29 protein-coding genes and 1 riboswitch are annotated in these 23,483 nt (G+C 41.1%); of the genes, 23 read left to right on the top strand and 6 right to left on the bottom strand.

All coding sequences use genetic code 11. The features are described 5' to 3' along the window. Positions 1-33: 33 nt before the first annotated feature. Complete coding sequence (locus tag ACR65F_RS14150) at positions 34-549, top strand: DUF3231 family protein (protein ID WP_039041578.1); 516 nt, start codon at positions 34-36, stop codon at positions 547-549. 159 nt (positions 550-708) lie between these two features. Beyond that, entirely contained in the window at positions 709-1,026 is a 318-nt protein-coding gene (locus tag ACR65F_RS14145) for a thioredoxin family protein (RefSeq protein WP_039041577.1), read from the top strand. 65 nt (positions 1,027-1,091) lie between these two features. Here the strand turns inward: ACR65F_RS14145 and ACR65F_RS14140 are convergent, their stop codons facing one another. Next, entirely contained in the window at positions 1,092-1,367 is a 276-nt protein-coding gene (locus ACR65F_RS14140) for an AbrB/MazE/SpoVT family DNA-binding domain-containing protein (protein WP_125101885.1), read from the bottom strand. A gap of 208 nt (positions 1,368-1,575) precedes the next feature. Between ACR65F_RS14140 and ACR65F_RS14135 the strand changes: the two genes are divergently transcribed. The 6 genes from ACR65F_RS14135 (at position 1,576) to ACR65F_RS14110 (ending at position 6,050) form a co-directional block, all read left to right on the top strand. After that, positions 1,576-2,436, top strand: coding sequence for a YitT family protein (locus ACR65F_RS14135; RefSeq protein ID WP_039041575.1), 861 nt, complete (start codon positions 1,576-1,578; stop codon positions 2,434-2,436). Between the two features lie 90 nt (positions 2,437-2,526). Further along, positions 2,527-2,632, top strand: a riboswitch (SAM riboswitch). A gap of 76 nt (positions 2,633-2,708) precedes the next feature. Further along, entirely contained in the window at positions 2,709-3,617 is a 909-nt protein-coding gene (metA, locus tag ACR65F_RS14130) for a homoserine O-acetyltransferase MetA (RefSeq protein ID WP_039041574.1), read from the top strand. A gap of 102 nt (positions 3,618-3,719) precedes the next feature. Continuing rightward, the gene (locus ACR65F_RS14125; protein WP_039041573.1) at positions 3,720-4,316 is read left to right on the top strand and encodes a TetR/AcrR family transcriptional regulator; all 597 of its coding nucleotides are present in this window, start codon (positions 3,720-3,722) and stop codon (positions 4,314-4,316) included. A 115-nt stretch (positions 4,317-4,431) separates the two neighbouring features. Next, the gene (locus tag ACR65F_RS14120) at positions 4,432-4,779 is read left to right on the top strand and encodes a DMT family transporter (protein WP_039041572.1); all 348 of its coding nucleotides are present in this window, start codon (positions 4,432-4,434) and stop codon (positions 4,777-4,779) included. 1 nt (position 4,780) lies between these two features. After that, a complete protein-coding gene (locus ACR65F_RS14115) occupies positions 4,781-5,095 on the top strand; it encodes a DMT family transporter (RefSeq protein WP_039041571.1) in 315 nt (104 codons plus the stop codon). A gap of 58 nt (positions 5,096-5,153) precedes the next feature. Beyond that, entirely contained in the window at positions 5,154-6,050 is an 897-nt protein-coding gene (locus tag ACR65F_RS14110) for an RluA family pseudouridine synthase (protein ID WP_039041570.1), read from the top strand. Between the two features lie 73 nt (positions 6,051-6,123). Here the strand turns inward: ACR65F_RS14110 and ACR65F_RS14105 are convergent, their stop codons facing one another. Then, positions 6,124-6,756, bottom strand: a complete 633-nt coding sequence (locus tag ACR65F_RS14105; protein ID WP_440504788.1) for a spore coat protein — start codon at positions 6,754-6,756, stop codon at positions 6,124-6,126. 146 nt (positions 6,757-6,902) lie between these two features. Between ACR65F_RS14105 and ACR65F_RS14100 the strand changes: the two genes are divergently transcribed. From ACR65F_RS14100 to ACR65F_RS14090, 3 genes are all read left to right on the top strand, one after another. Beyond that, positions 6,903-8,186 (top strand): LysM peptidoglycan-binding domain-containing protein, encoded by a 1,284-nt coding sequence (locus ACR65F_RS14100; RefSeq protein WP_440504787.1) that lies wholly within the window; start codon positions 6,903-6,905, stop codon positions 8,184-8,186. A 145-nt stretch (positions 8,187-8,331) separates the two neighbouring features. After that, positions 8,332-9,714: an NADP-specific glutamate dehydrogenase gene (gdhA, locus tag ACR65F_RS14095; RefSeq protein ID WP_440504786.1), complete on the top strand. Its 1,383-nt coding sequence runs from the start codon at positions 8,332-8,334 to the stop codon at positions 9,712-9,714. Between the two features lie 510 nt (positions 9,715-10,224). Further along, positions 10,225-11,439, top strand: coding sequence for an argininosuccinate synthase (locus ACR65F_RS14090; RefSeq protein WP_304413254.1), 1,215 nt, complete (start codon positions 10,225-10,227; stop codon positions 11,437-11,439). Positions 11,440-12,450: 1,011 nt separating this feature from the next. Here ACR65F_RS14090 and ACR65F_RS14085 read toward each other — a convergent pair. Next, positions 12,451-13,251, bottom strand: a complete 801-nt coding sequence (locus tag ACR65F_RS14085) for a histidinol-phosphatase HisJ family protein (protein WP_440504785.1) — start codon at positions 13,249-13,251, stop codon at positions 12,451-12,453. 99 nt (positions 13,252-13,350) lie between these two features. Between ACR65F_RS14085 and ACR65F_RS14080 the strand changes: the two genes are divergently transcribed. The 12 genes from ACR65F_RS14080 to rlmN all read left to right on the top strand — a co-directional run bounded on the left by ACR65F_RS14080 (position 13,351) and on the right by rlmN (position 22,165). After that, positions 13,351-14,292 (top strand): ATP phosphoribosyltransferase regulatory subunit, encoded by a 942-nt coding sequence (locus ACR65F_RS14080; RefSeq protein ID WP_440504784.1) that lies wholly within the window; start codon positions 13,351-13,353, stop codon positions 14,290-14,292. 27 nt (positions 14,293-14,319) lie between these two features. Beyond that, positions 14,320-14,973 (top strand): ATP phosphoribosyltransferase, encoded by a 654-nt coding sequence (gene hisG, locus ACR65F_RS14075; RefSeq protein WP_440504783.1) that lies wholly within the window; start codon positions 14,320-14,322, stop codon positions 14,971-14,973. Then, positions 14,951-16,228: a histidinol dehydrogenase gene (gene hisD / locus ACR65F_RS14070; RefSeq protein WP_440504782.1), complete on the top strand. Its 1,278-nt coding sequence runs from the start codon at positions 14,951-14,953 to the stop codon at positions 16,226-16,228. The genes hisG and hisD overlap by 23 nt, the downstream gene beginning before the upstream one ends. Continuing rightward, positions 16,225-16,806, top strand: coding sequence for an imidazoleglycerol-phosphate dehydratase HisB (hisB, locus tag ACR65F_RS14065; protein WP_039044442.1), 582 nt, complete (start codon positions 16,225-16,227; stop codon positions 16,804-16,806). Before hisD ends, hisB begins: the two co-directional genes overlap by 4 nt. A 26-nt stretch (positions 16,807-16,832) precedes the next feature. Further along, the gene (gene hisA, locus ACR65F_RS14060; RefSeq protein ID WP_440504781.1) at positions 16,833-17,543 is read left to right on the top strand and encodes a 1-(5-phosphoribosyl)-5-[(5-phosphoribosylamino)methylideneamino]imidazole-4-carboxamide isomerase; all 711 of its coding nucleotides are present in this window, start codon (positions 16,833-16,835) and stop codon (positions 17,541-17,543) included. Further along, positions 17,544-18,296, top strand: coding sequence for an imidazole glycerol phosphate synthase subunit HisF (gene hisF, locus ACR65F_RS14055; RefSeq protein WP_440504780.1), 753 nt, complete (start codon positions 17,544-17,546; stop codon positions 18,294-18,296). It abuts the gene before it with no gap. Beyond that, positions 18,277-18,915: a bifunctional phosphoribosyl-AMP cyclohydrolase/phosphoribosyl-ATP diphosphatase HisIE gene (gene hisIE, locus ACR65F_RS14050; protein WP_440504779.1), complete on the top strand. Its 639-nt coding sequence runs from the start codon at positions 18,277-18,279 to the stop codon at positions 18,913-18,915. The genes hisF and hisIE overlap by 20 nt, the downstream gene beginning before the upstream one ends. Next, on the top strand, positions 18,912-19,982 hold the full coding sequence (gene hisC / locus ACR65F_RS14045) for a histidinol-phosphate transaminase (RefSeq protein WP_440504778.1): 1,071 nt from the start codon (positions 18,912-18,914) through the stop codon (positions 19,980-19,982). Before hisIE ends, hisC begins: the two co-directional genes overlap by 4 nt. 86 nt (positions 19,983-20,068) lie before the next feature. Beyond that, positions 20,069-20,410 carry a zinc ribbon domain-containing protein YjdM gene (locus ACR65F_RS14040; RefSeq protein WP_440504777.1) on the top strand — a complete coding sequence of 114 codons (342 nt, stop codon included), beginning with the start codon at positions 20,069-20,071 and terminating at the stop codon, positions 20,408-20,410. A 3-nt stretch (positions 20,411-20,413) separates the two neighbouring features. Continuing rightward, the gene (locus ACR65F_RS14035) at positions 20,414-20,602 is read left to right on the top strand and encodes a hypothetical protein (protein WP_039044436.1); all 189 of its coding nucleotides are present in this window, start codon (positions 20,414-20,416) and stop codon (positions 20,600-20,602) included. A gap of 124 nt (positions 20,603-20,726) precedes the next feature. Further along, a complete protein-coding gene (locus ACR65F_RS14030; protein ID WP_440504776.1) occupies positions 20,727-20,909 on the top strand; it encodes a hypothetical protein in 183 nt (60 codons plus the stop codon). 191 nt (positions 20,910-21,100) lie between these two features. Then, positions 21,101-22,165, top strand: a complete 1,065-nt coding sequence (rlmN, locus tag ACR65F_RS14025) for a dual-specificity RNA methyltransferase RlmN (protein ID WP_039044434.1) — start codon at positions 21,101-21,103, stop codon at positions 22,163-22,165. Between the two features lie 66 nt (positions 22,166-22,231). Here the strand turns inward: rlmN and ACR65F_RS14020 are convergent, their stop codons facing one another. The 3 genes from ACR65F_RS14020 to ACR65F_RS14010 form a co-directional block, all read right to left on the bottom strand. Next, complete coding sequence (locus tag ACR65F_RS14020; RefSeq protein ID WP_440504775.1) at positions 22,232-22,600, bottom strand: hypothetical protein; 369 nt, start codon at positions 22,598-22,600, stop codon at positions 22,232-22,234. Between the two features lie 108 nt (positions 22,601-22,708). Further along, positions 22,709-23,029: a YflT domain-containing protein gene (locus ACR65F_RS14015; RefSeq protein WP_025786223.1), complete on the bottom strand. Its 321-nt coding sequence runs from the start codon at positions 23,027-23,029 to the stop codon at positions 22,709-22,711. 134 nt (positions 23,030-23,163) lie between these two features. Continuing rightward, positions 23,164-23,463 carry a hypothetical protein gene (locus ACR65F_RS14010; protein ID WP_039044081.1) on the bottom strand — a complete coding sequence of 100 codons (300 nt, stop codon included), beginning with the start codon at positions 23,461-23,463 and terminating at the stop codon, positions 23,164-23,166. Between the last annotated feature and the right edge of the window lie 20 nt (positions 23,464-23,483).

Raw genomic sequence — 23,483 nt, 5'->3', positions numbered from 1 at the left:
ATCGAATACTTTCAAAGAAATGAGGAGAATCGAATGGGAATTCTAAGTGGTAATCCGAAAGATGAGCCAATGCACTACGGAGAGATAATTGGTAGTTGGGCTTATGTTGGAGCAAACAAAGGGCTAATCAGTGCTTATCAGACCTTTATTAACCACGCTGGGGATGAAGGACTAAAGAAGCTTTTGCAAGAAGCAGTGGATATGATGAGAGATCATAACAAGCAGATCGAAGAAGTGCTGAAGGAAAATGGCATCATGCCGCCACCAACGCTACCAGACCGTCCAACTTGCTCTGCAGATGATATCCCTCCAGGTGCACGATTCATGGACCCTGAAATCAGCGGAGCGATCTCCATAAACGTTGGCCAGGCGCTTGTTTCCTGTAGCCAAGTGATGGGGCAATGTTTGCGTGAGGATATTGCGACAATGTTTGCCAAGTTCCATGCTGACAAAATCATGTTTGGAGCAAAGCTATTGAAACTAAACAAAGAAAAAGGATGGATTATCCCCCCACCTATGCACTTGAACGGACAACCGACGAAAGAATAAAAGTGCTCATTGAACAAAAGAAACGTTAGAGTAGGGAAGAGCGAAAGTCGCTTTCTTCTCTGCTTTTTTTAATGCGACTCGCCAAAAAAAAGGTCGAGCCAAATCGACTCTTCACTACATAGGGAATGATATACTAAATGCTATAAGGGGGAGATTTAAATGGAAAAGTTACAGTCACAAGAGCAATTTGAAGAACTTAAACAAGGGGAACGAACGGTGTTTCTGTTTTCCGCAGATTGGTGTCCGGATTGTCGAGTCATCGATCCGTTACTCCCAGGAATTGAAGTAGATTACCCGGAGTACGAATTTGTATATGTAGATCGTGATCAGTTCATAGATATCTGTGCAGAACACGACATTTTTGGGATCCCAAGTTTTCTTGTTTACAGCGAAGGCGTAGAAAAAGGTCGATTTGTTAGTAAAGACAGAAAAACGCGTGAAGAGATTACAGCATTTCTGGATAATCCTGAAGCGTAAAAGAAAATTGAAAGGGTTGCTGCTTGAGAAGTCGAAGAGACTCCACTGGCAGCAACCCTTTCTTTTTACATACTAAACTCCTCTTTAACCTCTTCAAGAATAACTTTAGCACCCGCAGGGCTTACGAACATGCCGTTTGACAGTTCAAAATTATCGGAAGTGATTTCTCCGGTAATCACACAAGCTTCACGGATTTTATAGCTCCTAAGAATAATGGTTTCATCCTCCGTGAAAAATTCAAGTGGTTGTCCTTCAGGAAGTTTCATTGTCTCACGTAATTCAATTGGGATAACTATTCTCCCTAGATGATCAACTTTTCTTACAACGCTTAAGCTCCTCATAAGAGAACCTCCTTCAATGGTACCTGAATTCTTCTATAATCATACAATTCTATGTTGGGAAATGCAAAAAAATGGTCGATTTTTTGTCGAAAGTTCATTAATATAGAATATTTAGAATGAAAAAACTTCTCCTTCTTTTCATTGTCAATCGTCACAACGTACACGTAATTTGATAGAATAGTACAGTTGGCACGAACGGAGGGACACGATGACATTTACTCAATTTAAAAAATCAGCGATTTTTGACTATCTCCAAATTATTGTGGGTTCGGCGTTTGTCGGACTTGCATTTACTATTTTCCTATTACCTTCACGGATAGCTGCAGGTGGTGTTTCGGGAATAAGCACGATTCTTTTTGAACTTTATGGATTTAACCCCGCTTATGTACAGTGGCTTATTAATTTACCACTCCTCATTTTAGGGCTTGTCCTTGTTGGAAAAGATTTTAGTTGGAGAACCATTGTGGGGACGTTTTTTGTACCATTTTTCATTTTCTTAACGACAGATATTAATGTCCCAATTCATAATCCGTTATTAAGTTCTATTTATGGTGGGATTATGCTTGGTATCGGTCTAGGAATTGTTTATAGGGGGAACGGCTCGACAGGTGGAACTGCACTAATTGCTCAAGTTCTGAAGAAATATACTAACTTTTCCAGTGGCTTTGCTCAGCTAATTGTTGACGGTGCTGTCGTCATCATCTCGGCTTTTGTCTTTGACTTGGAACTCGCGCTTTATGCCATGATGGCAATCTATGTGACGAGTAAGGTAATCGATTTTGTGCAGCTTCAAACATCTCCTACCAAGCTGATCCTGATCATTACGGAACAAGAAGAAAAAGTTCAAGCACTCATTAATACCGAACTCAATCGAGGGTTAACAAAAGTGAAGTCTTTAGGAGGCTACTCGAATCAGGAGAAAACCATGATCCTTTGTGTCGTTGAGCAATCAGAAGCGATCTACTTTAAAAAGATTGTGCAGGAGCAAGAGCCGACATCGTTCGTAATCTTCTTAAATGCATCTGAAATTCTAGGAAGAGGATTTTCCAGAGCCCAATATGACGACTAACTAGTTGCTAGCCCGTGAGTAAACTCGATTTTGTTTAATGTTAGACTATACAAACAACTTAGAAATGGTATACTGTTCAGTAATTGAATACGCTTATCGAGAGAAACCGAGGGAAATGGCCCATTGACGTTTCAGCAACCCCTGATAGATTCAGGAAGGTGCTACTTCCACAAGACTTTGTCTTGAGAGATAAGAGGAACGGCTATTAGCTTCCACTTTCTCTCTCTTAGAAAGCGGAAGTTTTTTGATGGGCTGAATAGGAGTGAAGAATTGTGCCAATTACAATACCAAAAGCGTTACCCGCGGGAGAATTACTGAAGCAAGAAAAAATATTTGTGATGGATGAAGAGCGTGCTACCTCACAAGACATTAGACCACTACGCATACTAGTCGTGAATTTAATGCCTCAAAAAGAAAAAACGGAACTGCAGCTTCTGCGTTTGCTAGGTAATACTCCGCTTCAAGTGGATGTAACTTTTTTACACACAGAAACGTATGTATCGAAGAATGTTAGTAAAAACCATTTGGATACTTTTTACAAAACATTTCCTCAAGTGAAAGACGAAAAATTTGATGGAATGATTGTAACGGGGGCACCTGTAGAGCAAATGGAATTCGAACAGGTTGAGTATTGGGGAGAAATGCAGGAGATTTTGGATTGGGCATCAGTGAATGTAACATCTTCTATGCATATCTGTTGGGGTGCCCAAGCAGCACTTTATCATTACTATGGAGTGAACAAACACCAACTGCCTTCTAAGTGTTTTGGCATTTTTGATCATCTCGTTACAAATCCAACTGTCAATCTTGCACGAGGATTCAATGACCTGTTTCCAGCTCCACACTCCAGGCATACAGGAGTATCTCAATACGATATCGAACAGCATGACTCATTGAATCTACTCGCATATTCGGAAGATGTTGGACCCTTTATCGTGCTATCTAACGATGCAAAAAACATTATGATTACGGGGCACTTAGAGTACGATGCGGGAACGTTGCAGGAAGAATATGAGCGTGATGCAGCAAAAGGACTTGAAATTGATATTCCTAAGAATTACTTCCCGAATGACAATAGCTCGTTGAATCCGCTGAACACGTGGCGTTCCCATACACATCTCTTATTTTCAAATTGGCTTAATTACTATGTCTACCAACAAACTCCATTTGAATGGAAATGATGAAATTTGTGAAGTGGCGAGTATTGATCCAGCTGAAGAACTTGTAGTTCTCAGTGGATTGGATTATAATGAATGACAGTCAGTCATTTGTGGAGGGATGTTATGAACAAGAGAGAAAAAATTGTTCAGTCTGCGATTCAAGTGTTTACTGAAAAAGGCGTAGAAAAAACGACAGTTTCACATATTGTTAAAGCTGCAGGGATTGCACAAGGAACGTTTTACTTATACTTTCCCTCTAAACTATCGCTCATGCCTGCGATTGCAGAAGTGATGGTACAGCATACCCTGAAAACGGTGATAGACGCTGTTGAAGATTCTGCATCGTTTGATGAGCAACTGAAACAATTTGTAGATGCGATATTTGCAGTTAATAAAGAACACCACGAGATTCAGGCGATGATCTATTCAGGGTTAGCATCAACTGAACACTTGAAAGAGTGGGAGAGTGTATATGCTCCAATTTACCAATGGGTAAGCGCACTCGTTGAAAAGGTGCAGAAGCAAGGAGTCATTCGCATCGACAGTCATCCAGATCAGTTAGCAAAACTCATTATCGGATTGACTGAGTCCGCTGCAGAGCAAATTTACTTGTATGATGAAGACGTTGACCAAGAAATTCGCGCTACTGAGCAAAAGAGGGAAACGTTGTTGTTTTTATCGTATGCCCTTGGTTATTCGAAACAACCAGGCAATGAATAGGGATTTCCAACGACTGGCAACAAAATAGTGTCAGTCGTTGTATACATTTTTTAGTTCGTACGAGTACGGATTAATATGAATGACAGTCAGTCATCTGAGAGAAGGAGTATTTCTAATGAAAAAAGAATGGCTTTATGTAGCGGCAACTAGTTTTTTTGAACTTGTATGGATTTTCGGTTTTAATGTAGCTTCTGTATGGTGGCACTGGATTCCGATCGTGTTATTTATATTCGTCGATTTCCACTTCCTTTCTAAAGCTTGCGCGACATTACCAACAGGAACTGTATATGCCATATTTGCAGCTATCGGAACCATCGGAACTGCATTGATGGATGTGTTTTTCTTCGGACAAACGTTAAGTGGCGGGAAAATTTTCTTCATCGTCATTTTAGTGACAGGAGTCATCGGTTTGAAACTTGCTGATGGACATGACGAAAAACTAGCAGCAGAAAGGAATCGTTAATATGGGATGGTTATTTGTAGCATTAGCCGCGATATTTGAATTTACGGGAGTCATCGGATTAAACAAATATAGTAAAAAGAAGACGATTCCTTCAGGTATCTTATTTTTAGGTGGTTTTGGTTTAGCATTTGTATTTTTGTATACATCGTTCCAGTATTTACAAGTGAGCACAGCATATGCAGTATGGATAGGAATTGGAACTGCAGGCGCCGTAATTCTGAATATGCTCTTTTTTGGTGAATCCAAAAGTTTAGCAAGGATCGGCAGTCTTGCATTGATTGTCATTGGCGTCATAGGTTTAAAAGCATTGTCCTAAATGATGTTTGATATTTCGTTAAAGGTTGCGCATAATGAATGAATAAGGAGACGTGACTATGCGAAATAACTCAAAACAAGCAACACCGCAAGCAACAGGTTATCAAGTAAAAAAGGAACAGCCGCTTTTACCTTTTCTGCTAGAGACTGTCCAAAAAAGTAGAAATGCAGTGAAAGGGATTCTTTCCCGTGGGCAAGTGTCTGTTAACGGAGAACCTACCACTCAACATGACCGATTGTTGAATGTTGGAGATAAGGTTGAAATTATGACCAACCAAGCTGCGAAAAATGACAGTGAACTTACAGGGCTTTCCATTATGTATGAAGATGATGCCATCATTGTGATTGACAAAGAAGCTGGATTATTATCAATGGCTGCAAAAGATAAAAAAGAACTGACTGCATTTAGTGAGCTTTCTACATATGTACGGAAAGCGAATAGAAGCAATCGTGTATTCATCGTCCATCGTCTAGACCGAGAAACTTCAGGGGTTATGCTGTTTGCTAAAACAGAGGAAGTCAAAAAACTCCTTCAGGATAACTGGGAAGAATCTGTCCAAGAACGAGGTTATATAGCGCTAGTTGAAGGTAAAGTGCGAAACGAAACAGGTGAAATTGTTTCTTGGCTGAAAGAGACTAGAACGTTCAAAGTCTATTCCAACCCAACGGATAATGGCGGCCAAAAAGCAATTACACGTTATAAGCGACTGCAAGCAAGTGCACAGTTTTCACTACTTGAATTGAGATTGGAAACAGGACGGAAAAACCAAATCCGTGTGCATATGGAGGAAATTGGACACTCCGTTGTAGGCGATAAAAAATATGGTGCCACAACAAACCCTATTAAACGACTTGGGCTCCATGCAACTAAGTTGACGATGATTCATCCTATAACAAAGGAGCAACACACGTTCATATCTGATCCACCGTCCTCCTTCTATAAAAAATCAAAATAACCGTATGCGCCAAAGAGGCGCATACGGTTATTTTTTTATGGGTTCAAAGTGAACGACTAAGCATGTGGGGTCTTTACTGTAAAGGAGGCATACCTGGTTGACCTTGTGCTGGAGCAAATGCATTGAGCAACTCCGTCATATCCTGTGAAGCCAGCTGAGGTACTTGATAGTAATGATGTTTGTTCTGGTAAATGGCTAATTCATACGCCATTTCTATACAGTTTGGAACTGAATCAGCTAGCACCCTGCGGACAACAGGATTACACACTTCACAAGCCACCATTGTTTTCATAGAAGCTCCGGCTTTTGCGGAACCCAATAAGAAACCGGAAATGATTTCATCCGTAATTTCAGAAGCATTCATCATAGGTTTTTTGGGTTGGCCCGGCTTCATACCATAGATGAAATCATTTCCTCCTTTCATTTTATAGCTTTGTGTAGGATGAGATGGATTATGACCTGATTTGAAACTCTCGACTGTAATGTTATATGCATCCAACGTAAAGCGGTATTGCCGATCGAGAATATCTAACAACTCGGGATCCTTCACGTGAGGTCGAAGTAAAATCGCCTGATTGAGGGCTCCTATCGTGCTGGATAGTACTTCATGCACATCAAAAAGTTCATGTCCTCCGTGGTTCATGGATGGGGGAACTGTGCCTGTGTGCATGTTTTGATGGGTCGTTCCGTCTTGGTTTGTAGTCATTGTTGTCCTCCCTAAAATATCGTGTTCGTTCATAAATAGTATGTACTTCAAGTATCTTTCTATCCCGTGGGATGTTTTGTATGAATAGCAGAACAGTTACTTTCATACAATGGACTACGAATTTTTATGGAAAGGTGTGCATGTGAGTGCAAATACACGTTGTTCAAAAAGGTCAAAGTTTATTTACGATTGGGAAACAATATGGAATTGGATGGGAAGAAATTGCGGATGCAAATGAGCTGGTCAATGCAGGGAAATTGGCTGTTGGTCAAGCGCTAGTGATTCCAATAACGGGCAGTTATTATTGGGTGCAGCCAGGGGATACTCTATATGAGATCGCACGTAGAGAAAAGATGACCATATCGGAGCTGGCGAACATCAACAAAATTTCTCTTTCAGCGCCATTGACGGTCGGTCAACGACTATACATCCCACCGACTCCTAAAACTCCGACTCAATCTTTACTCTACGTAGAGCCAAGAACTCCGGTTTCGCAGGTGATGATTGCAGAAACGGAAAATAGAGTTAGTGCATTAACTTATCTAGCTATGTTTAGTTATGAAGTGATGCGTGATGGGACGTTAAAAGCCCCTTCCATAGCGAACTTACCTACAATCGCTGCGAACGCGGGTGCGCTTAATGCGATGGTTGTTAGCAACTTGGAAGATTTCGCATTTAGTGCTGGTCTTGCTCACGATATTTTTGTGAGCAAAGGAGTTCAAGATTTGTTATTTACGAACATCTTGGCAGTGGCACAACAAGTGGGCTACAAAGATATACATTTTGATTTTGAGTTATTGTTCCCTGAGGATCGCGAGCTATACAATACCTTCTTGAGAAGAGCTAGAGATCGTTTTCATCCAGCCGGCCTCACACTCTCTACCGCACTTGCACCTAAAGTAAGTGATGTTACAACAGGTATTTACGGCGCACATGACTATAAAGCCCATGGGGAGATTGTAGATTTCGTTTCTCTAATGACTTACGAGTGGGGATATACGTACAGTGAGCCGCAAGCCGTGAGTCCATTGCCACAAGTGGAGCGAGTGGTAAAGTATGCGGTACAAGAAATTCCAAGAGACAAAATCTTTTTAGGTCAAAATTTATATGGATACGATTGGTCAAAACCTTACCCAACGCAAGGCGGGCAGCCTGCAAAAGCACTTAGCCCTAAACAAGCAACAGAACTTGCGATACGTGAAAACGAAGCCATTTCGTACGACTATGTTGCACAAGCACCATTTTTTACGTATATCGATCAAAATAGTATTCAACATGAAGTTTGGTTTGAAGACGCTAGAAGCATCCAAGCTAAGTTTGACTTATTGAAAAAATACAGTCTTCGTGGCATTATGTACTGGAAATTGGGTCTAGCATTCCCTCAAAATTGGCTACTGCTAGAGGATAATTTTAATATAGTGAAAAAGTAATATGTGCCCATAAATATACCGACAAAACAGAGGGGAATAGAACCTCTGTTTTTGTTTGCAGATTAAAATGTATTTTCAAAAACATTCATTCTAGCGTATACTAATAAAATACAACAAGTTAGATTCGGGATTAAGGGGGAAGAATATGTCGAAATTAAATGTAGAACATGTGGATGTACAAAGACGTTCAAATGACTATGTGCATCAGGTTTATGAGCAAGTTAAAAGAAGAAATGCAAATGAAACTGAATTTCTCCAAGCAATACGTGAAATATTCGATTCACTCCGTCCCGTATTCGCAAAGCATCCTGAATATATAACAAGCGGAATTTTGGAAAGACTGACTGAACCAGAAAGAATTGTGACCTTCCGTGTTACTTGGGAAGATGATACAGGTAAAGTGCATGTAAACAGAGGGTACCGTGTCCAATTTAGCAGTGAGCTAGGGCCGTATAAAGGTGGTCTTCGTTTCCATCCATCTGTGAATAGCAGCATCATGAAATTCCTAGCATTTGAACAAATTTTTAAAAATGCATTGACAGGTCAACCGATTGGTGCGGGTAAAGGTGGCTCAGATTTTGATCCGAAGGGGAAGTCGGATCGTGAAATCATGCGTTTCTGTCAAAGTTTCATGACGGAATTGAGTCGACATATTGGGCCGGACATAGATGTGCCTGCAGGTGATATAGGAGTTGGAAAACGTGAAATTGGCTATTTGTTTGGTCAATATAAGCGATTAAAGGGTGGATACGAAGCAGGTGTACTCACGGGGAAAGATCCGAATCACGGTGGTAGTCTTGGTCGAAAAGAAGCGACCGGATATGGAACCGTCTATTTCACTGAAGAGATGCTAAAGGAATATGGCATGTCATTTAAAGAGAAAACAGTTGTGGTCTCAGGTTCGGGAAATGTATCCATTTATGCGATTGAGAAAGCGCAGCAACTCGGTGCAAATGTAATCGCTTGTAGTGATTCTTCTGGATACATTGTCGACAAAAATGGCATTGACTTAAATTGTGTGAAGCAATTGAAAGAAATCGAAAACAAACGAATTCAGGATTATTTGAAGGTACATCCCGAAGCTCGTTATTATGAAGATTGTTCAGAAATATGGACCGTTCCATGTGACATCGTCCTTCCTTGTGCTACTCAAAATGAACTAGACGAAAAGAGTGCCAATCTCCTTATTAAGAATGGCGTCACAGCCGTTGGGGAAGGTGCCAATATGCCTTGTACAAACGAAGCACTGACGGTATTTCAGGATCACGGGATTCTATTTGCACCAGCGAAAGCTGCCAACGCAGGAGGCGTGGCCGTTTCAGCGATGGAAATGTCCCAAAATAGCATGCGACTCAGATGGACTGCAGAAGAAGTAGATGAGCGTTTGAAAGTTGTAATGCGCTCGATCTACGAAAGTTGTATTGATGCTGCAGATCGCTTTGGCAAACCAGGAAATCTCATAATGGGTGCTAACGTAGCAGGATTTTTAAAGGTTGCAGACGCTATGGCATCACATGGGTTAAGTTGATATAGAGTACTCAGGTCGTCTATATAGAGGCAACTGAAAAAATCAGTAACTAGTTGATCATGCTGGGATGACTGTTGAATTGTGCTCCAAGGGGACGTTTCCTTGGGGTTCGATCTCAGCCAAATCTGGATGGTCAATGTTCCATATTAAACAATAGAGAGCTCATCACCCGTTTCACGGATGATGAGCTCTCTATTGTTAAGAAAGTATTATTGGTCATCCTTTTATGGATGAATGACAAACCCCCGTTGATTGGAGCGGAAAGCGTCCGCCTGGAGCGCAAATCTACAGACTCACACGCTTAACCAACTATTATTAAACTTTTTCAGTGGCCGCCATCTTTTAAGGCGTGCTTTTTTTGTTGAGTAAAATCAATTGAACGCCGGTTATGTGATTGAATATTTCGTCTATTAAAAGAATCAGTAATTTCTCTTGCATTTACTAGTCAACATGTTATTATAAATATACTTTAGAATGTATAAAGATACATAACTTGTGAGAGGAGTTTTAATTATGACAAAGAAAAAAGTGGTATTAGCGTATTCGGGAGGACTTGATACATCAGTTGCAGTTCAATGGTTAACAGAACAGGGATATGCAGTTGTTGCATGTTGCTTAGATGTAGGAGAAGGAAAAGATCTAGATTTCATCCAACAGAAGGCACTTCAAGTGGGTGCTATCGAAAGCTATGTAATAGATGCTAAAGCGGAATTCGCTAAAGATTATGCACTACTTGCACTTCAAGCACGTACGCTTTATGAAGAAAAGTATCCACTGATTTCTGCGTTGTCTCGTCCACTTATTGCAAAAAAACTTGTCGAAGTTGCACATAAGGAAAATGCGGTTGCCGTAGCTCATGGTTGCACAGGTAAAGGAAACGACCAAGTTCGTTTTGAGGTAGGTATCAAAGCATTGGATCCGACATTAGAAGTGATTGCACCTGTACGTGAGTGGAGCTGGTCGCGTGAAGAAGAAATTGCCTATGCAAAAGAGCACAATATTCCAGTTCCTATCGTGTTGGATAGTCCGTATTCAATTGACCAAAACCTATGGGGACGTAGTAATGAATGTGGGATTCTAGAAGATCCGTGGGCAGCACCACCAGAAGATGCATATGGACTCACTTCGTCTATTGAAGAAGCACCTGATCAAGCAGATGTTGTTGAAATTACATTTAAACAAGGTGTTCCAGTGAGCTTGGATGGAAAGGCTTTTGAGCTAGATGCACTCATCCTTCACTTGAATGAGCTAGCCGGAAAACATGGTGTTGGCCGTATTGACCACGTTGAAAACCGTCTCGTAGGCATTAAATCACGTGAAGTATATGAATGTCCAGGTGCTATGACGTTGATCAAAGCGCATAAGGAACTTGAAGATATTACTCTCGTAAAAGAGACAGCACATTTTAAACCGATTGTTTCTCAAAAGTTAAGCGAGCTCATCTATAACGGTCTTTGGTTCTCTCCATTACGAAGTGCCTTGGAAGCGTTCATTAAAGACTCACAACAAGTCGTCAATGGAACAGTCCGTGTGAAACTATTTAAAGGGCATGCCATTGTAGAGGGGCGTAAATCCGATAACTCTCTTTATGATGAAAAACTTGCGACGTATACGTCTGATGACGAGTTCGACCAAGCGGCAGCAGTAGGATTCATCAAACTATGGGGGCTTCCAACAGAAGTCCATGCAGCTGTGAACAAGCAACTCGTTACGACTAAAGCATAATAGAAAGGACCTTCTTTCAGCAGAAGGTCCTTTCAGACTGTAGCCAAACTCCAGTAAACATTGGGATTGCCTACAGTCTTTTTCTTTTTCAATAGATATAACTATGAAAAGTTGAGTTCCGCTGCGAGCGGACGCTTTTCGAGGGGCTTGCTCTCAGCCAATCGAACAGCGAAGAGTTCGATTTTCCGTATTTTAGCGAACTTTGCTGAAATTAAGGCAGCACTCATCTCCCTTGCTTTACTCAGTCCAGGGTCTTCGAAAACACGTGCTCCTAACGATTCGCTTTTACTCGTAAAAGCTGTTCTTCGTCATAGCTTTCTCTGATCCCTCCGGAGTCGCCGCTCTCCGCTACAATCAACAATATCTCCCAACTATCAAATGTGGTGATGGAAATGTTGACGATCGAGCAGTTAGTTCCGTAGACCTTCTAGTCCGTAAATTAGATGCAGCAATTAATTTCCCCAATAGATCCTGTAGTTCTTCATAAAATGTCATTTATTCAATCCCCTAAACCCACTTAGAGTTGACCATCGCATACCATGGTGCTTTTTTGGCATCGGCAAAAATGCGATCAACTGTCTCTTTATATTTCCTTTTACTTCTTTGATTACATATCGTGTCTCAAGTCTTCTACTACATCTAGTTATTCTTGCCAGCTGAACATGGAGCATCCCGACTGCATTCCTTGCTTGAATGTTGTGAATGTCTCATAAGATATTCAGTTGATTGAAGTGCAGGACGGCGACTCCTGGGGATCAGCGAAAGCTGTCACGAAGAACAGCTTTTGCGAGTAAAAGCGAAGCGTTAGGAGCACGTGTTTTGAAGACCCCGCAGAAGCGAAGCGACGAGGAGGCTGAGGGCAAGCCCCCGGAAAGCGCCCGTCCGGAACGGAGATCAACGGCCTGTTATTCTTCCTTTTCAGATTTAACGTTGCAAAAAGACAAAAGGGATGGAAAGAAATCAATTCGATTCCCAACCCTTTGGTGTAAAGTTTGGAAGGTCCTTTTCTATTTAACGAAGCAAATTTTCAATTGAATGGAATTGAGGTTCTCCTTTCTCATATGTCGCAATGAAGCGGAATCCGATATGTGAAGCGAGTTGCAAACTCTTTCGAATGTCGAAACCAACATCGGTCGGTCTGTGTGCATCGGAACCGATTGTTAAGATTTCACCTCCACAGGATTTGTACAGTTCAAGGATATCCGTGCTCGGCATGGCAGTGGATAGCCCATAGCGCACACCGGACGTATTAATCTCTATCCCTTTCCCACGAGGAATGATTTCAGAAAAGATTTCTTTCAAGCACTCATGAAAATCCTGTGAAGGTGCTTTTTGAGCGTATCGTTTTATGAGATCCACGTGGCCCAAAACACTGTAGGTATCAAACTTACGTATACAACGAAGCAACTCCTGATAATAGGCATCATATGAATCATCAATCGTTCGATTCTCAAAAATAGCTCCAAAGTGTAAATCTTGTTTTTTAACAGTATGAAGCGAACAAATAACAAAGTCGAACTCCTCTTCTTGAATTAGCTTTGTGTACTTATCAAGTAGATGAGGCTGAACTCCAATTTCCACACCACGCTTCACTTGAATTTCACTTCCGTAACGAACTTGTAATTGTGCAATTGCCTCTTTGTAAGTTTGTTGATTAAAATCGAAGATAAAATTTTTATCAGGATATTCATAGTCGACATGATCTGTAAAACAAATTTCAGTAAGTCCTTTTTGAATAGCAGCACGAACCATTTCCTCTGGAGGTGCGTCACAATCGGCTGAAAATGAGGTATGCATATGATAATCAAACATTTATATCAAACTCCTTTTTGGTTGACATTTCTTAATTATCTATTTATAGTACTAGATAACTTCATCGTAGTAAAGTGATAAAGTGAAAGAGGTGGTTGTTTGAGAAATTTATTTCAATCGGCTGAAGAGGAGTGCGAATTACGAGAAGTCTTTCGAAATTCCTTTTCACAGAACGGATATCGTGAAGTCAATTTACCAGTTCTAGAGAGTTACGAAACATATGAATCCCTCCAAACCACTCAAAGTCGCAAAAGTCTTCTGAAGTTAATCGACCATACTGGAGACATTTTAGTATTGCGGCCAGACGTGACAATTCCGCTAATGCGAGAACTTGCATCGTCCTATAAAAACTTAGATAAAGAAATTCGTTGCTGGTATATACAATCTGTGTTCCGTCAGACGGATGATTTAACGATTCCAACTGAACGCAGGCAAGCAGGAATTGAGTTATTTAGTAACCAATCCGCTGAAAATGACGCAGAAGTGATTGTCCTCGCCTGTCAGGCACTCACTGAATTAGGACTAAATGATTTTAAAATTGAACTTGGTCATGCAGGAATTCTATCTGAACTGAATCGGATTCTTCTATTGACAGCAGAGGAACAGCTGCAAGTGAAATCTTTTATTCAAATGAAAAACAGCAGTGGGCTAGCTGATTTTCTTAAGCAAAATAATACGGATGAAACAATTAGAGAATGGCTTCTTGAAACTGTTTTTTCATATGGGGATGCACCATCTGTTTTCAAGCGGTTTCGAGAGTATTCTATGAACCATCAAATGACTGCTATTATGCAGCATATGGAAGCTGTGTATGAACTAATCGTTGAATCAGGCTATGAAAATCACGTGACAATCGACCTCGGTATGGTCAACGACATGGACTATTATTCAGGAATCCAATTTCAAGGATTCAGTAACGCTATCGGAAAGCCACTGCTAATGGGTGGTCGATATGATGAGGTAAGCCGAAAGTTTAATGCACAATTACCAGCGGTTGGATTCGCCTTTGATGTGGAAGCGATTTTTTTAGCTAAAAAATAATGGGATTAAGGCGGGAGATGAAAGATTATGGTGCCAATGAAAATCGCAGTCGCTAAAGGTAGAATTGCAGAAAAAGCGAGAGAGCTTTTGTCTGAAGGAGGGGTCGCTTTCCCCGATACGCTGTACGATGAACGGAAGTTGGTCATTACGAGTATAAGTGGGGATTACCAACTATTGTTTGTCAAAGCAGCAGATGTTCCGACTTACGTGGAAAAAGGTGCAGCTGATATTGGAATCGTTGGGAAAGATACGATTATGGAAGATGGCAAAGACGTCTATGAGCTGCAAGATTTAGCATTCGGTAAATGTCAGCTAGTGGTTGCTGGGTTCCCCGATAGTTTCCCTGCAGATACGAAATCACTTTCTGTTGCCACTAAATATCCCGCGATTGCAAAAACCTATTTCGATCAAGCAGGAATTCGGACAGAAATCAGCCGTTTGAATGGATCGATTGAACTTGCACCGATTGCTGGCCTATCAGACGTCATTGTCGATATCGTCGAAACGGGCTCGACACTAAGAGATAACGGTTTGGTTGTCTTACGGGAAATCGCAAAAGTGAGTACGCGTGTCATCGTGAATAAAGCCAGTTATGCAACGAAAACAGTAGAAGTTAAAACGTGTATTGAACTTTTGAAGAAGGGAGTGGACGAACGACGTGCAGATTATCACAACGCGTGACCAAATCACCCAGAGGATGGCCCGCCGGACGTCCGCTTTGTCCGTTGAAGAAACGGTTAGAACAATAATCGACCGCGTCAAACAATTTCAAGATGCTGAACTGCTAGCGCTAACTGAACGGTTTGACGGGGTTACGATACAAACACTCCAAGTGTCAAAACAAGAGATTTTGGATGCTTATCAAAAAGTTTCCTCTTCATTACTTCAGGCAATGAAAGACGCAAATGAACGCATTCAACGTTTTCATGAACAGCAGAAAGAGGAAAGCTGGCGTATTGAACCCGAAGAAGGGGTCTATCTTGGACAGCAAGTTCGTCCACTTGCATCTGCGGGGATATACATTCCTGGAGGGAAAGCATCGTATCCATCTACAGTTTTGATGAACGCAGTTCCTGCAAAAATAGCAGGTGTGAAGCGGCTCGTTCTCACCACTCCGCCGCAAGCCGATGGATCCGTTAATGCGGCAGTTTTAGTTGCTGCGGATCTATGTGGAGTCGATGAGATTTACAAGGTTGGAGGAGCACAAGCGATTGCAGCGCTAGCATACGGTACGGAGTCAATCCAACCCGTACTCAAAATTACAGGTCCAGGAAATGCTTATGTGGCCTTTGCCAAGAAGCTCGTGTTTGGTGATGTATCCATCGATATGATTGCAGGTCCGAGTGAAGTTTGTATATGGGCAGACAAACATTCAAATCTTAAATTTGTCGCTGCGGATTTATTAGCTCAAGCGGAACACGATGAAGACGCATCGGCGTGTTGTTTAGTACCTTCTATACAGATAGCTGAAGCACTATCTATAGAAGTCTATCGGCAATTGGAACTTATGGATAGAATGGATATCGCCAAAAAGTCTATCCAAGCAAATGGCTGGATTGCGGTTGTCGAATCTGAAAACGAAGTGATTGACATTATAAATGAACTCGCACCTGAGCATTTAGAAATTATGACAGCCAATCCTGAGAACAGACTGAATGATATTGAAAATGCAGGTGCTATTTTTATCGGAGCTTACTCACCGGAAGCACTGGGCGATTATATGGCAGGACCGAATCATACGCTGCCGACGAGTGGAACTGCAAAATTCTCATCGCCTTTAGGTGTATATGATTTCATGAAAAAGACGAGCATTATCCGCTATAAGAAGGAAGCACTTGAACAAGTCTCTGATGCAATTATCGAACTTGCAAAAACCGAGCAACTTAATGGCCATGCACAAGCCATTCGAGTTCGGACACAGGAGGAATCAGAATGAGGACTTCGACAATTGAACGGAAAACCGCTGAAACAGATATCAGAATGAAGTTAGCGTTAGATGGGGCAGGAAAGAGTGACATCGATACAGGAGTTGGGTTTCTCGATCACATGCTCGTTCTTGCGACTATGCACGGTGGCCTAGACTTGCAAATAACGTGTAAGGGGGATCTAGAAACTGACCAACATCATAGTGTGGAGGATGTTGGAATTGCTCTAGGAGCAGCATTTAAAGAAGCACTTGGGACCAAAGAGAGTATTGAACGCTATGCATCTGAAACAGTTCCCATGGATGAAGCCTTAGCTACAGTATCTCTAGATATTAGCGGACGGTCGTTTCTTGTTTACAATGTACCAGGCTTAAAAGAAAAAATAGGGGTGTTCGATACTGAACTAGCTGAAGAGTTCTTTCTAGCATTTACTCGCCATGCGGGTGTGACGCTACATATTAATTTACAGTACGGAAAAAACAGTCATCATATTTTAGAATCCATCTTCAAAGGATTTGGCCGCGCAATACGTATTGCAGTTGCAAAAAATGACCGACAAGGAATTCCATCGACAAAAGGTAGTTTGTAACGAATAGATGAAAGGAGAGAGCGGTAATGATCTTATTTCCAGCGATTGATATTCAAAATGGGAAATGTGTTCGGTTAGTGCAAGGGGATTTCAATAAGGAGACGGTCTATCATGATTCCCCACTCGAAATTGGTAAGCAGTGGCATGCACAGGGTGCAACATGGCTCCACGTCGTAGATTTGGATGGTGCGAAAACAGGGAAATCCATCAACCGTGATGCAATTATTGAGCTTGTAAACTCCGTACAACTACCAGTTCAAGTCGGTGGTGGGATTCGTTCCATTGAAGCCATTGAAGATTATTTAACAAATAGTGTTGAACGTGTCATTCTCGGAACTTCCGCTATTAATAATCCTACAATGCTGCAACAAGCGATTACTAGATTCGGTAAACAAATCGCTGTTTCAATTGATGCTAAAAATGGTATTCCGACGATCGCCGGATGGACAGAAGACGCAGCGACGGATGTCTCTTCATTAATTAAAAAATTAGAGCAAGTGGGTGTACAAACTATTATCTATACAGACATCGCGAAAGATGGGATGCTCGCTGGACCTAATTTTGAAGAACTTCAAAACTTACAGAACGAAACGAAAATGGATATCATCGCCTCAGGTGGAGTTACGACTGTTGGAGATATTGAGAAACTACAGCAAGAATCCCTATATGGAGCCATTGTTGGAAAAGCAATTTATGAAAACGAAACACGATTCCGAAAAATGATGGAGGTCCTATAAATGACAAAACGAAAAATAATTGCGTGCTTAGATATTGACAATAAACGCGTGGTAAAAGGGAAGAAGTTTCAAGATGTAAAAGAGCTTGCGGATCCACTAGAACTCGCAAAAAAATATGAAGCGGAAGGTGCGGATGAATTAGTATTTTATGATATCTCTGCTTCCGTTCAACAACGTGGCATGTTTTTAGATTTGATTCGCCAAATTGGTGAAAGCATTGAAATTCCTTTCATCGTTGGCGGTGGGATTCAAACACTTTCGGATGTGGAACTGGCAATTGAAGCTGGAGCGGACAAAGTATCTATTAATAGTGGAGCCTTGAAGAATCCTGATTTACTTCGTGAAGCATCTGAACGTTATGGTTCCAGCAGAATCATGTTGTCGATGGACGTCAGTCAAACTGAATCTGGTCAATGGACCGTTTTTGCAAAAGCAGGTATGGAAGATACGGGAATAGATGCACTCGAATGGGCGAAAAAAGGAGCTCAGCTGGGTGCTGGAGAGATTGTACTAAACTGTATCGATGAAGACGGGATGAGAAATGGGTATAACGTTGAACTTACTAAGCTTGTGGCGGATTCTGTATCGATTCCAGTTGTTGCAAGCGGGGGAGCTGGCAGTGTAGAGCACGTCCGTGATGTGTTTGAACAAACTCAGGCACAATCAGCATTAGTTGCATCCATCTTGCACTTTGATATCGTATCGCTATCTGATTTGAAGGGAGCGGTGAGGGGTGTTTCAAGTGAACGGTAAAAATATCCGTTATAACAGTGAAGGCTTAGTTCCGGCTATCATTCAAGACGCGCAGACTGGCACAGTCCTAATGCTTGGCTATATGAATGAAGAATCTCTTCAAAAGACGATGGATACGGGGGAAACCTGGTTTTATAGTCGGTCACGAAAAGAGTTGTGGAACAAAGGAGCAACGTCTGGCAATCGGCAAATTGTGAAACAGCTGGATATCGATTGCGATCAAGACACGATTTTAGTCCAAGTTGAAGCACAGGGACCCGCTTGTCATTTAGGAACTGACTCGTGCTTTTCTAGAGAAGATTCTGAAGACATCCGAAACAGAAGAACCATCATTCAACAAGTTGCGAAGCAAATACAGAATAGAAAAAACAACCCTAAAGAAGGTGCGTATACAACCTATCTCTTCCGTGAAGGAATCGATAAAATCTTGAAAAAAGTAGGAGAGGAAACAACAGAAGTAGTAATTGGTGCTAAGAACAATGATTTGAATGAAACGGCGAACGAACTTGCGGATTTGACCTATCACATTCTTGTATTGATGGAAGAATTAGGTCTTTCGATTGAAGATGTAAAATCTGTATTGAAGTCTCGGAGAATGGAGGAGGAGGGAAGTCAGTGAATGAGCTATGGAGCGACATGGTCCGAAGAACTGAGCCTTACACACCAGGCGAACAAGCGAATGGAGAAGGTTGGATTAAGTTAAACACCAATGAAAATCCTTATCGGCCAAGTCCGAGGGTGTTTGAAGCATTGCAACATGCACTCACATCGGATCTGCGTAAATATCCCGAGTCCGATCCAGAAAAGCTTCGAGTCGCTCTTGCTGACTTGCATGACGTGTCTGCGGATCAAGTATTCATCGGAAATGGATCGGATGAAGTACTGGCATTTTCGTTCATGGCGTTCTTTACACCAGGCAAAACGATTAGATTCCCTGCGATCACCTATTCGTTTTATCCAACATACGCAGCACTGTTTAATATTCCATATGAACCCATTCCTCTTCAGGAAGACTTTGCTTTGAATGCAGAAGCTTTTTATAAGTCAGAAGGGGGAGTAATCTTTCCGAATCCGAATGCACCTACAGGGATTGCCTTGCCGCTTGAAGCGCTTGAAAGGATTGTTAGCGACAATCAGGGACGGACCGTGATTATAGATGAAGCCTATATCGATTTTGGCGGAAAAACAGCGATTCCTTTAATCGAGCGATTCGACAACTTGCTGATTACCCGCACAATGTCAAAATCCCGTTCGTTAGCAGGACTTCGAATCGGATATGCAATTGGCTCCGCAACGATAATTGAAGCGCTGAATCGTATTAAAAACTCATTCAATTCCTACACAATTGATCAGTTAGCATTAGCTGCTGGTGTTGCTTCTGTTAAGGATCCGGACTATTTTCACTCGACAGTTCAAGCAATAATTCGTACACGTGAACAATCGAGAAAAGTGTTCGAATCTGTAGGGTTCAAAGTTTTGCCTTCTACTGCGAATTTCTTATTCGTCCATCATCCAGATATTCCTGCTAAACAACTCAATAAAAGCTTAAAGGATAAACAAATCCTTGTCCGTCATTTTTCCAAGCCAGAGACAGAAGAATGGCTCCGTGTAACAATAGGTTCGGATGATGAAATGGGAAAGTTCTTTCAACAGTTGTTTGACTTAGTCAGTGCGTGGACTGATTGAGATCGACACATTGCTGTCTGAAATAGTTCTCCCGAGACTCCTTTTGTTTGGTATAGTGGAGACAGATAGAGAATGGGGGAATTAGGATGCCAGAGCAATTACCAAATTGTCCGCAATGTGGATCACCATATACGTATGAAGATGGATTGCAGCTAGTATGTCCAGAGTGTGCGTATGAGTGGACAGCGGGAGAAGAACTCGTTCAAACAGAACAATTGGATGTCAAAGATGCGAATGGAAATCCATTACAAGATGGAGATACCGTAACCGTCATCAAAGACTTGAAAGTAAAAGGCAGTTCATCTGTTTTGAAGATAGGCACGAAAGTAAAAGGAATTCGTCTTGTAGACGGAGACCATAACATTGACTGTAAAATTACTGGATTCGGCGCGATGAAACTCAAGTCTGAATTCGTCAAGAAGGGTTAAGGGATGATGAAACTATTTAACTCTAAAACAGTAGATATCGTGTTTGCAGTCTTACTTGGTTATTTTGCGTGGAATCGATATGCAGATGGTCATACAGGCGTCGCTATTCTTTTAGTCGTAGTCGCATTGCTAAATATCGTGGCATTCATTGCGAAGCTAAGAATCGAGAAGAAAGTTAATCAAAATAAGTGACTAACAGCGGCTCTAGTTTAGAGCGCTGTTTTTTTCTTTTACAGTAGGATGGAGAGTACAACGTCGTTTAGAAAATAACTTAAAAGGAAGAGATAATTATCGTGTAAAAAGAAGGGTGGTTGTTATGAAGAAAAAACTACTGTTTCGCGTGCCGTTTTTAGTGATCGGAGTTCTACTTGCAGTCATTCTCAACCAGTTCACACCACCACTAACTGAAGGGCAATATATGTGGTGGATAGTCGCCTACGTCATTATAGGGATCGTTGTTACTGAACTATTAAGGACAAGAAAAATCAAAAAGGATTGAATTCCGAATGTCTGACGTCTTCGCTGTTCTTTATGGACGTGATTAATTGCTTGGATTCCATCATCGACGCGTGATTAAGTAGAAATCTGTTTTTTTCAACTAGGTCCATTATCTTGCATAGCTGTTGTGTCTTATTAAACAATCCTGTACAATGGACGGATGAAATGCATTATCTGAAATGAGGATGTCTAATGAAAAAATCAATATATGGTCTAACATTTGAACAACTTACGGATTGGCTTATAGAAAACGGACAAAAGAAATTCCGTGCGGCACAAGTATGGGATTGGTTATATAAAAAGCGGGTTACACAGTTTTCAGAGATGAAAAACATTAATAGTGACTGTGTGGAACTTCTGGAAGAAAACTATGTTATTCAGTCACTTGTCCAGGAAGTTAAACAAGAATCTGAAGACGGTACAATTAAGTTTCTATTTAAAATGCAAGATGGAAACCTCATTGAAACTGTATTGATGAAGTTCCCGTATGGTCATTCAGTCTGTGTAACAACTCAAGTGGGCTGTAATATCGGGTGTAGTTTCTGCGCAAGTGGATTATTGAAGAAGAACCGTGATTTGAACTCAGGAGAAATCGTTGAGCAAATCATGAACGTACAGCATCACTTGGATATGAAAGGCAATGAGGAGCGTGTAAGTCATATTGTAGTCATGGGTATCGGCGAACCATTTGATAACTACGATAACTTGATGAACTTCTTACGAGTTGTCAACGACCAAAAAGGTTTGATGATTGGTGCACGTCATATTACCGTGTCTACTAGTGGTCTAACTCCAAAAATCCGTGACTTTGCCAATGAAAACATCCAAATCAACTTGGCGGTTTCGTTGCATGCACCGAATAATGAATTGCGTACACGGATCATGAAAATTAATCGGGCTTACCCGATTGAAAAATTGATGGATGCCATTGACTATTACTTAGAAACAACAAATCGTCGGATCACCTTCGAGTACATCTTGTTGAATGATGTGAACGACCATGTCGCTGAAGCAGAGCAACTTGCAAAATTGCTCTATAACAAGCGTCACTTGTCATACGTTAACTTGATTCCTTATAATCCAGTGGATGAGCATGACCAGTATACGAGAAGTGAGACTGCGAATATTAAGAAGTTCTATGAAACGCTTAAGAAGAAGGGCATTAACTGCGGTGTACGTATGGAGCAAGGTACCGATATTGATGCGGCTTGTGGACAGTTACGTAGTAAGCAGATTAAGAAAGAAAAAGCAGTGTAATTTTGTTACCCTGCATATAAAAAACAGAACGGGGGAGTGTTACCTCCTCGTTCTGTTTTTTTGTCTTCATTTATTCTTCCTTATGAGGATAACGATGAATTGTATGATTAATCCTATTCCTAGGCTGAATGAGGAGAATATGTATATAGAAAGAATGCCAATGGATTGACCAAGTTCTCCTTCAATCGTAATTATACTGCGGAAGAATTCTTCAAAGCCGATCAACATCCCTACCATAAAGAACCAAAACGCGATGCGCAATTTATAATGCAATAGCAATAATGCAATAAGGCCAACCGTTAAGCCGAATATTGAGAAAGCCAAATAGTTTTTCCATCCTAATTCCACTCCACTAATTGTGCGAACCCCGACGATCATGATTACTAACGTGGTTAAGCCTGCAAACAAACCAATTTTTCCTAAGTGACGTTCCATCTAAAACACCTGCTTTCCATTCACCATCATACCTAAAATAGCATGTCTCTGCACAAAAAATGCGCACAACCTCGTGAACGAATGAGGTTGTACGCATTTAAATAATTTTTATTTGTTTGCAATAACGACAAGTTTCCCTTTGTCGAGTTCGCTCTCTGCAGCAGCTGCGTCTTCTTCAGTAAGACCCGCACCGTGCATCTTGCTGCGAAGTTCATCTCCACGAGAGGTGAACATATTCTTCATTGAATCGAGAAAGCCTTGTTCTTTCATGCCAGCTTTTTCAGTATCCAATGCGTCTGTAATATGATCTCCACGTTTCTTGTCATGTGCGAAAACATAAATTTCGTCATTAGTGTAACCTTTCGCTTCAAGTTCATCTACTTTTGCCTTAGCTTGTACTGCGTTTTCTACATAAAATTTTTCAACCATTTGTGAATCCCTCCAATTAGTAATTGTTTCTTTGTCGCTCTAGTGTTTGTATACCATCTTTCATGCAAAGTTAAACAATCATTTGAAAATCTGTGATGGAAACACTTAATAGAGAAAGAATGAGGAGAGATGAATTAAAGATATAGATCGCCTCGTAGACGTCTGAAAGACTTTAAGAAAAAGGTGGGATCCACATTGACATGGAACGACCGAACGCCTTGATTTGTATGAAGATAAAACAAGCAAGTTCCATCTGAGAAAGGTCGATAGGAACAATCATGCACAGCATGGATCGGATAGGAACTATGCTGAGAGACAATTTTATTTTCATGTAATGATAGTGTGCAAATTGCTGTAGTTACCGTCTGCTCAATCCAACCTACTGTCTTGTGTGGCACTTTATAGGACAAGGTAGCAATTGCTTCTGAGTCCAAAAAAACCCTCCTAAATCGTC

The sequence above is a fragment of the Sporosarcina sp. SAFN-010 genome (assembly GCF_059415065.1).
This window is presented reverse-complemented; position numbering and strand designations above follow the sequence as displayed.

Coding starts and splice junctions, on each gene's coding strand:
- ACR65F_RS14150 (WP_039041578.1), top strand. CDS start 34: ATGGGAATTCTAAGTGGTAATCCGAAAGATGAGCCAATGCACTACGGA.
- ACR65F_RS14145 (WP_039041577.1), top strand. CDS start 709: ATGGAAAAGTTACAGTCACAAGAGCAATTTGAAGAACTTAAACAAGGG.
- ACR65F_RS14140 (WP_125101885.1), bottom strand. CDS start 1,367: ATGAGGAGCTTAAGCGTTGTAAGAAAAGTTGATCATCTAGGGAGAATA.
- ACR65F_RS14135 (WP_039041575.1), top strand. CDS start 1,576: ATGACATTTACTCAATTTAAAAAATCAGCGATTTTTGACTATCTCCAA.
- ACR65F_RS14125 (WP_039041573.1), top strand. CDS start 3,720: ATGAACAAGAGAGAAAAAATTGTTCAGTCTGCGATTCAAGTGTTTACT.
- ACR65F_RS14120 (WP_039041572.1), top strand. CDS start 4,432: ATGAAAAAAGAATGGCTTTATGTAGCGGCAACTAGTTTTTTTGAACTT.
- ACR65F_RS14115 (WP_039041571.1), top strand. CDS start 4,781: ATGGGATGGTTATTTGTAGCATTAGCCGCGATATTTGAATTTACGGGA.
- ACR65F_RS14110 (WP_039041570.1), top strand. CDS start 5,154: ATGCGAAATAACTCAAAACAAGCAACACCGCAAGCAACAGGTTATCAA.
- ACR65F_RS14105 (WP_440504788.1), bottom strand. CDS start 6,756: ATGACTACAAACCAAGACGGAACGACCCATCAAAACATGCACACAGGC.
- gdhA (WP_440504786.1), top strand. CDS start 8,332: ATGTCGAAATTAAATGTAGAACATGTGGATGTACAAAGACGTTCAAAT.
- ACR65F_RS14085 (WP_440504785.1), bottom strand. CDS start 13,251: ATGTTTGATTATCATATGCATACCTCATTTTCAGCCGATTGTGACGCA.
- hisG (WP_440504783.1), top strand. CDS start 14,320: ATGGTGCCAATGAAAATCGCAGTCGCTAAAGGTAGAATTGCAGAAAAA.
- hisB (WP_039044442.1), top strand. CDS start 16,225: ATGAGGACTTCGACAATTGAACGGAAAACCGCTGAAACAGATATCAGA.
- hisA (WP_440504781.1), top strand. CDS start 16,833: ATGATCTTATTTCCAGCGATTGATATTCAAAATGGGAAATGTGTTCGG.
- hisF (WP_440504780.1), top strand. CDS start 17,544: ATGACAAAACGAAAAATAATTGCGTGCTTAGATATTGACAATAAACGC.
- ACR65F_RS14040 (WP_440504777.1), top strand. CDS start 20,069: ATGCCAGAGCAATTACCAAATTGTCCGCAATGTGGATCACCATATACG.
- ACR65F_RS14035 (WP_039044436.1), top strand. CDS start 20,414: ATGATGAAACTATTTAACTCTAAAACAGTAGATATCGTGTTTGCAGTC.
- ACR65F_RS14030 (WP_440504776.1), top strand. CDS start 20,727: ATGAAGAAAAAACTACTGTTTCGCGTGCCGTTTTTAGTGATCGGAGTT.
- rlmN (WP_039044434.1), top strand. CDS start 21,101: ATGAAAAAATCAATATATGGTCTAACATTTGAACAACTTACGGATTGG.
- ACR65F_RS14020 (WP_440504775.1), bottom strand. CDS start 22,600: ATGGAACGTCACTTAGGAAAAATTGGTTTGTTTGCAGGCTTAACCACG.
- ACR65F_RS14015 (WP_025786223.1), bottom strand. CDS start 23,029: ATGGTTGAAAAATTTTATGTAGAAAACGCAGTACAAGCTAAGGCAAAA.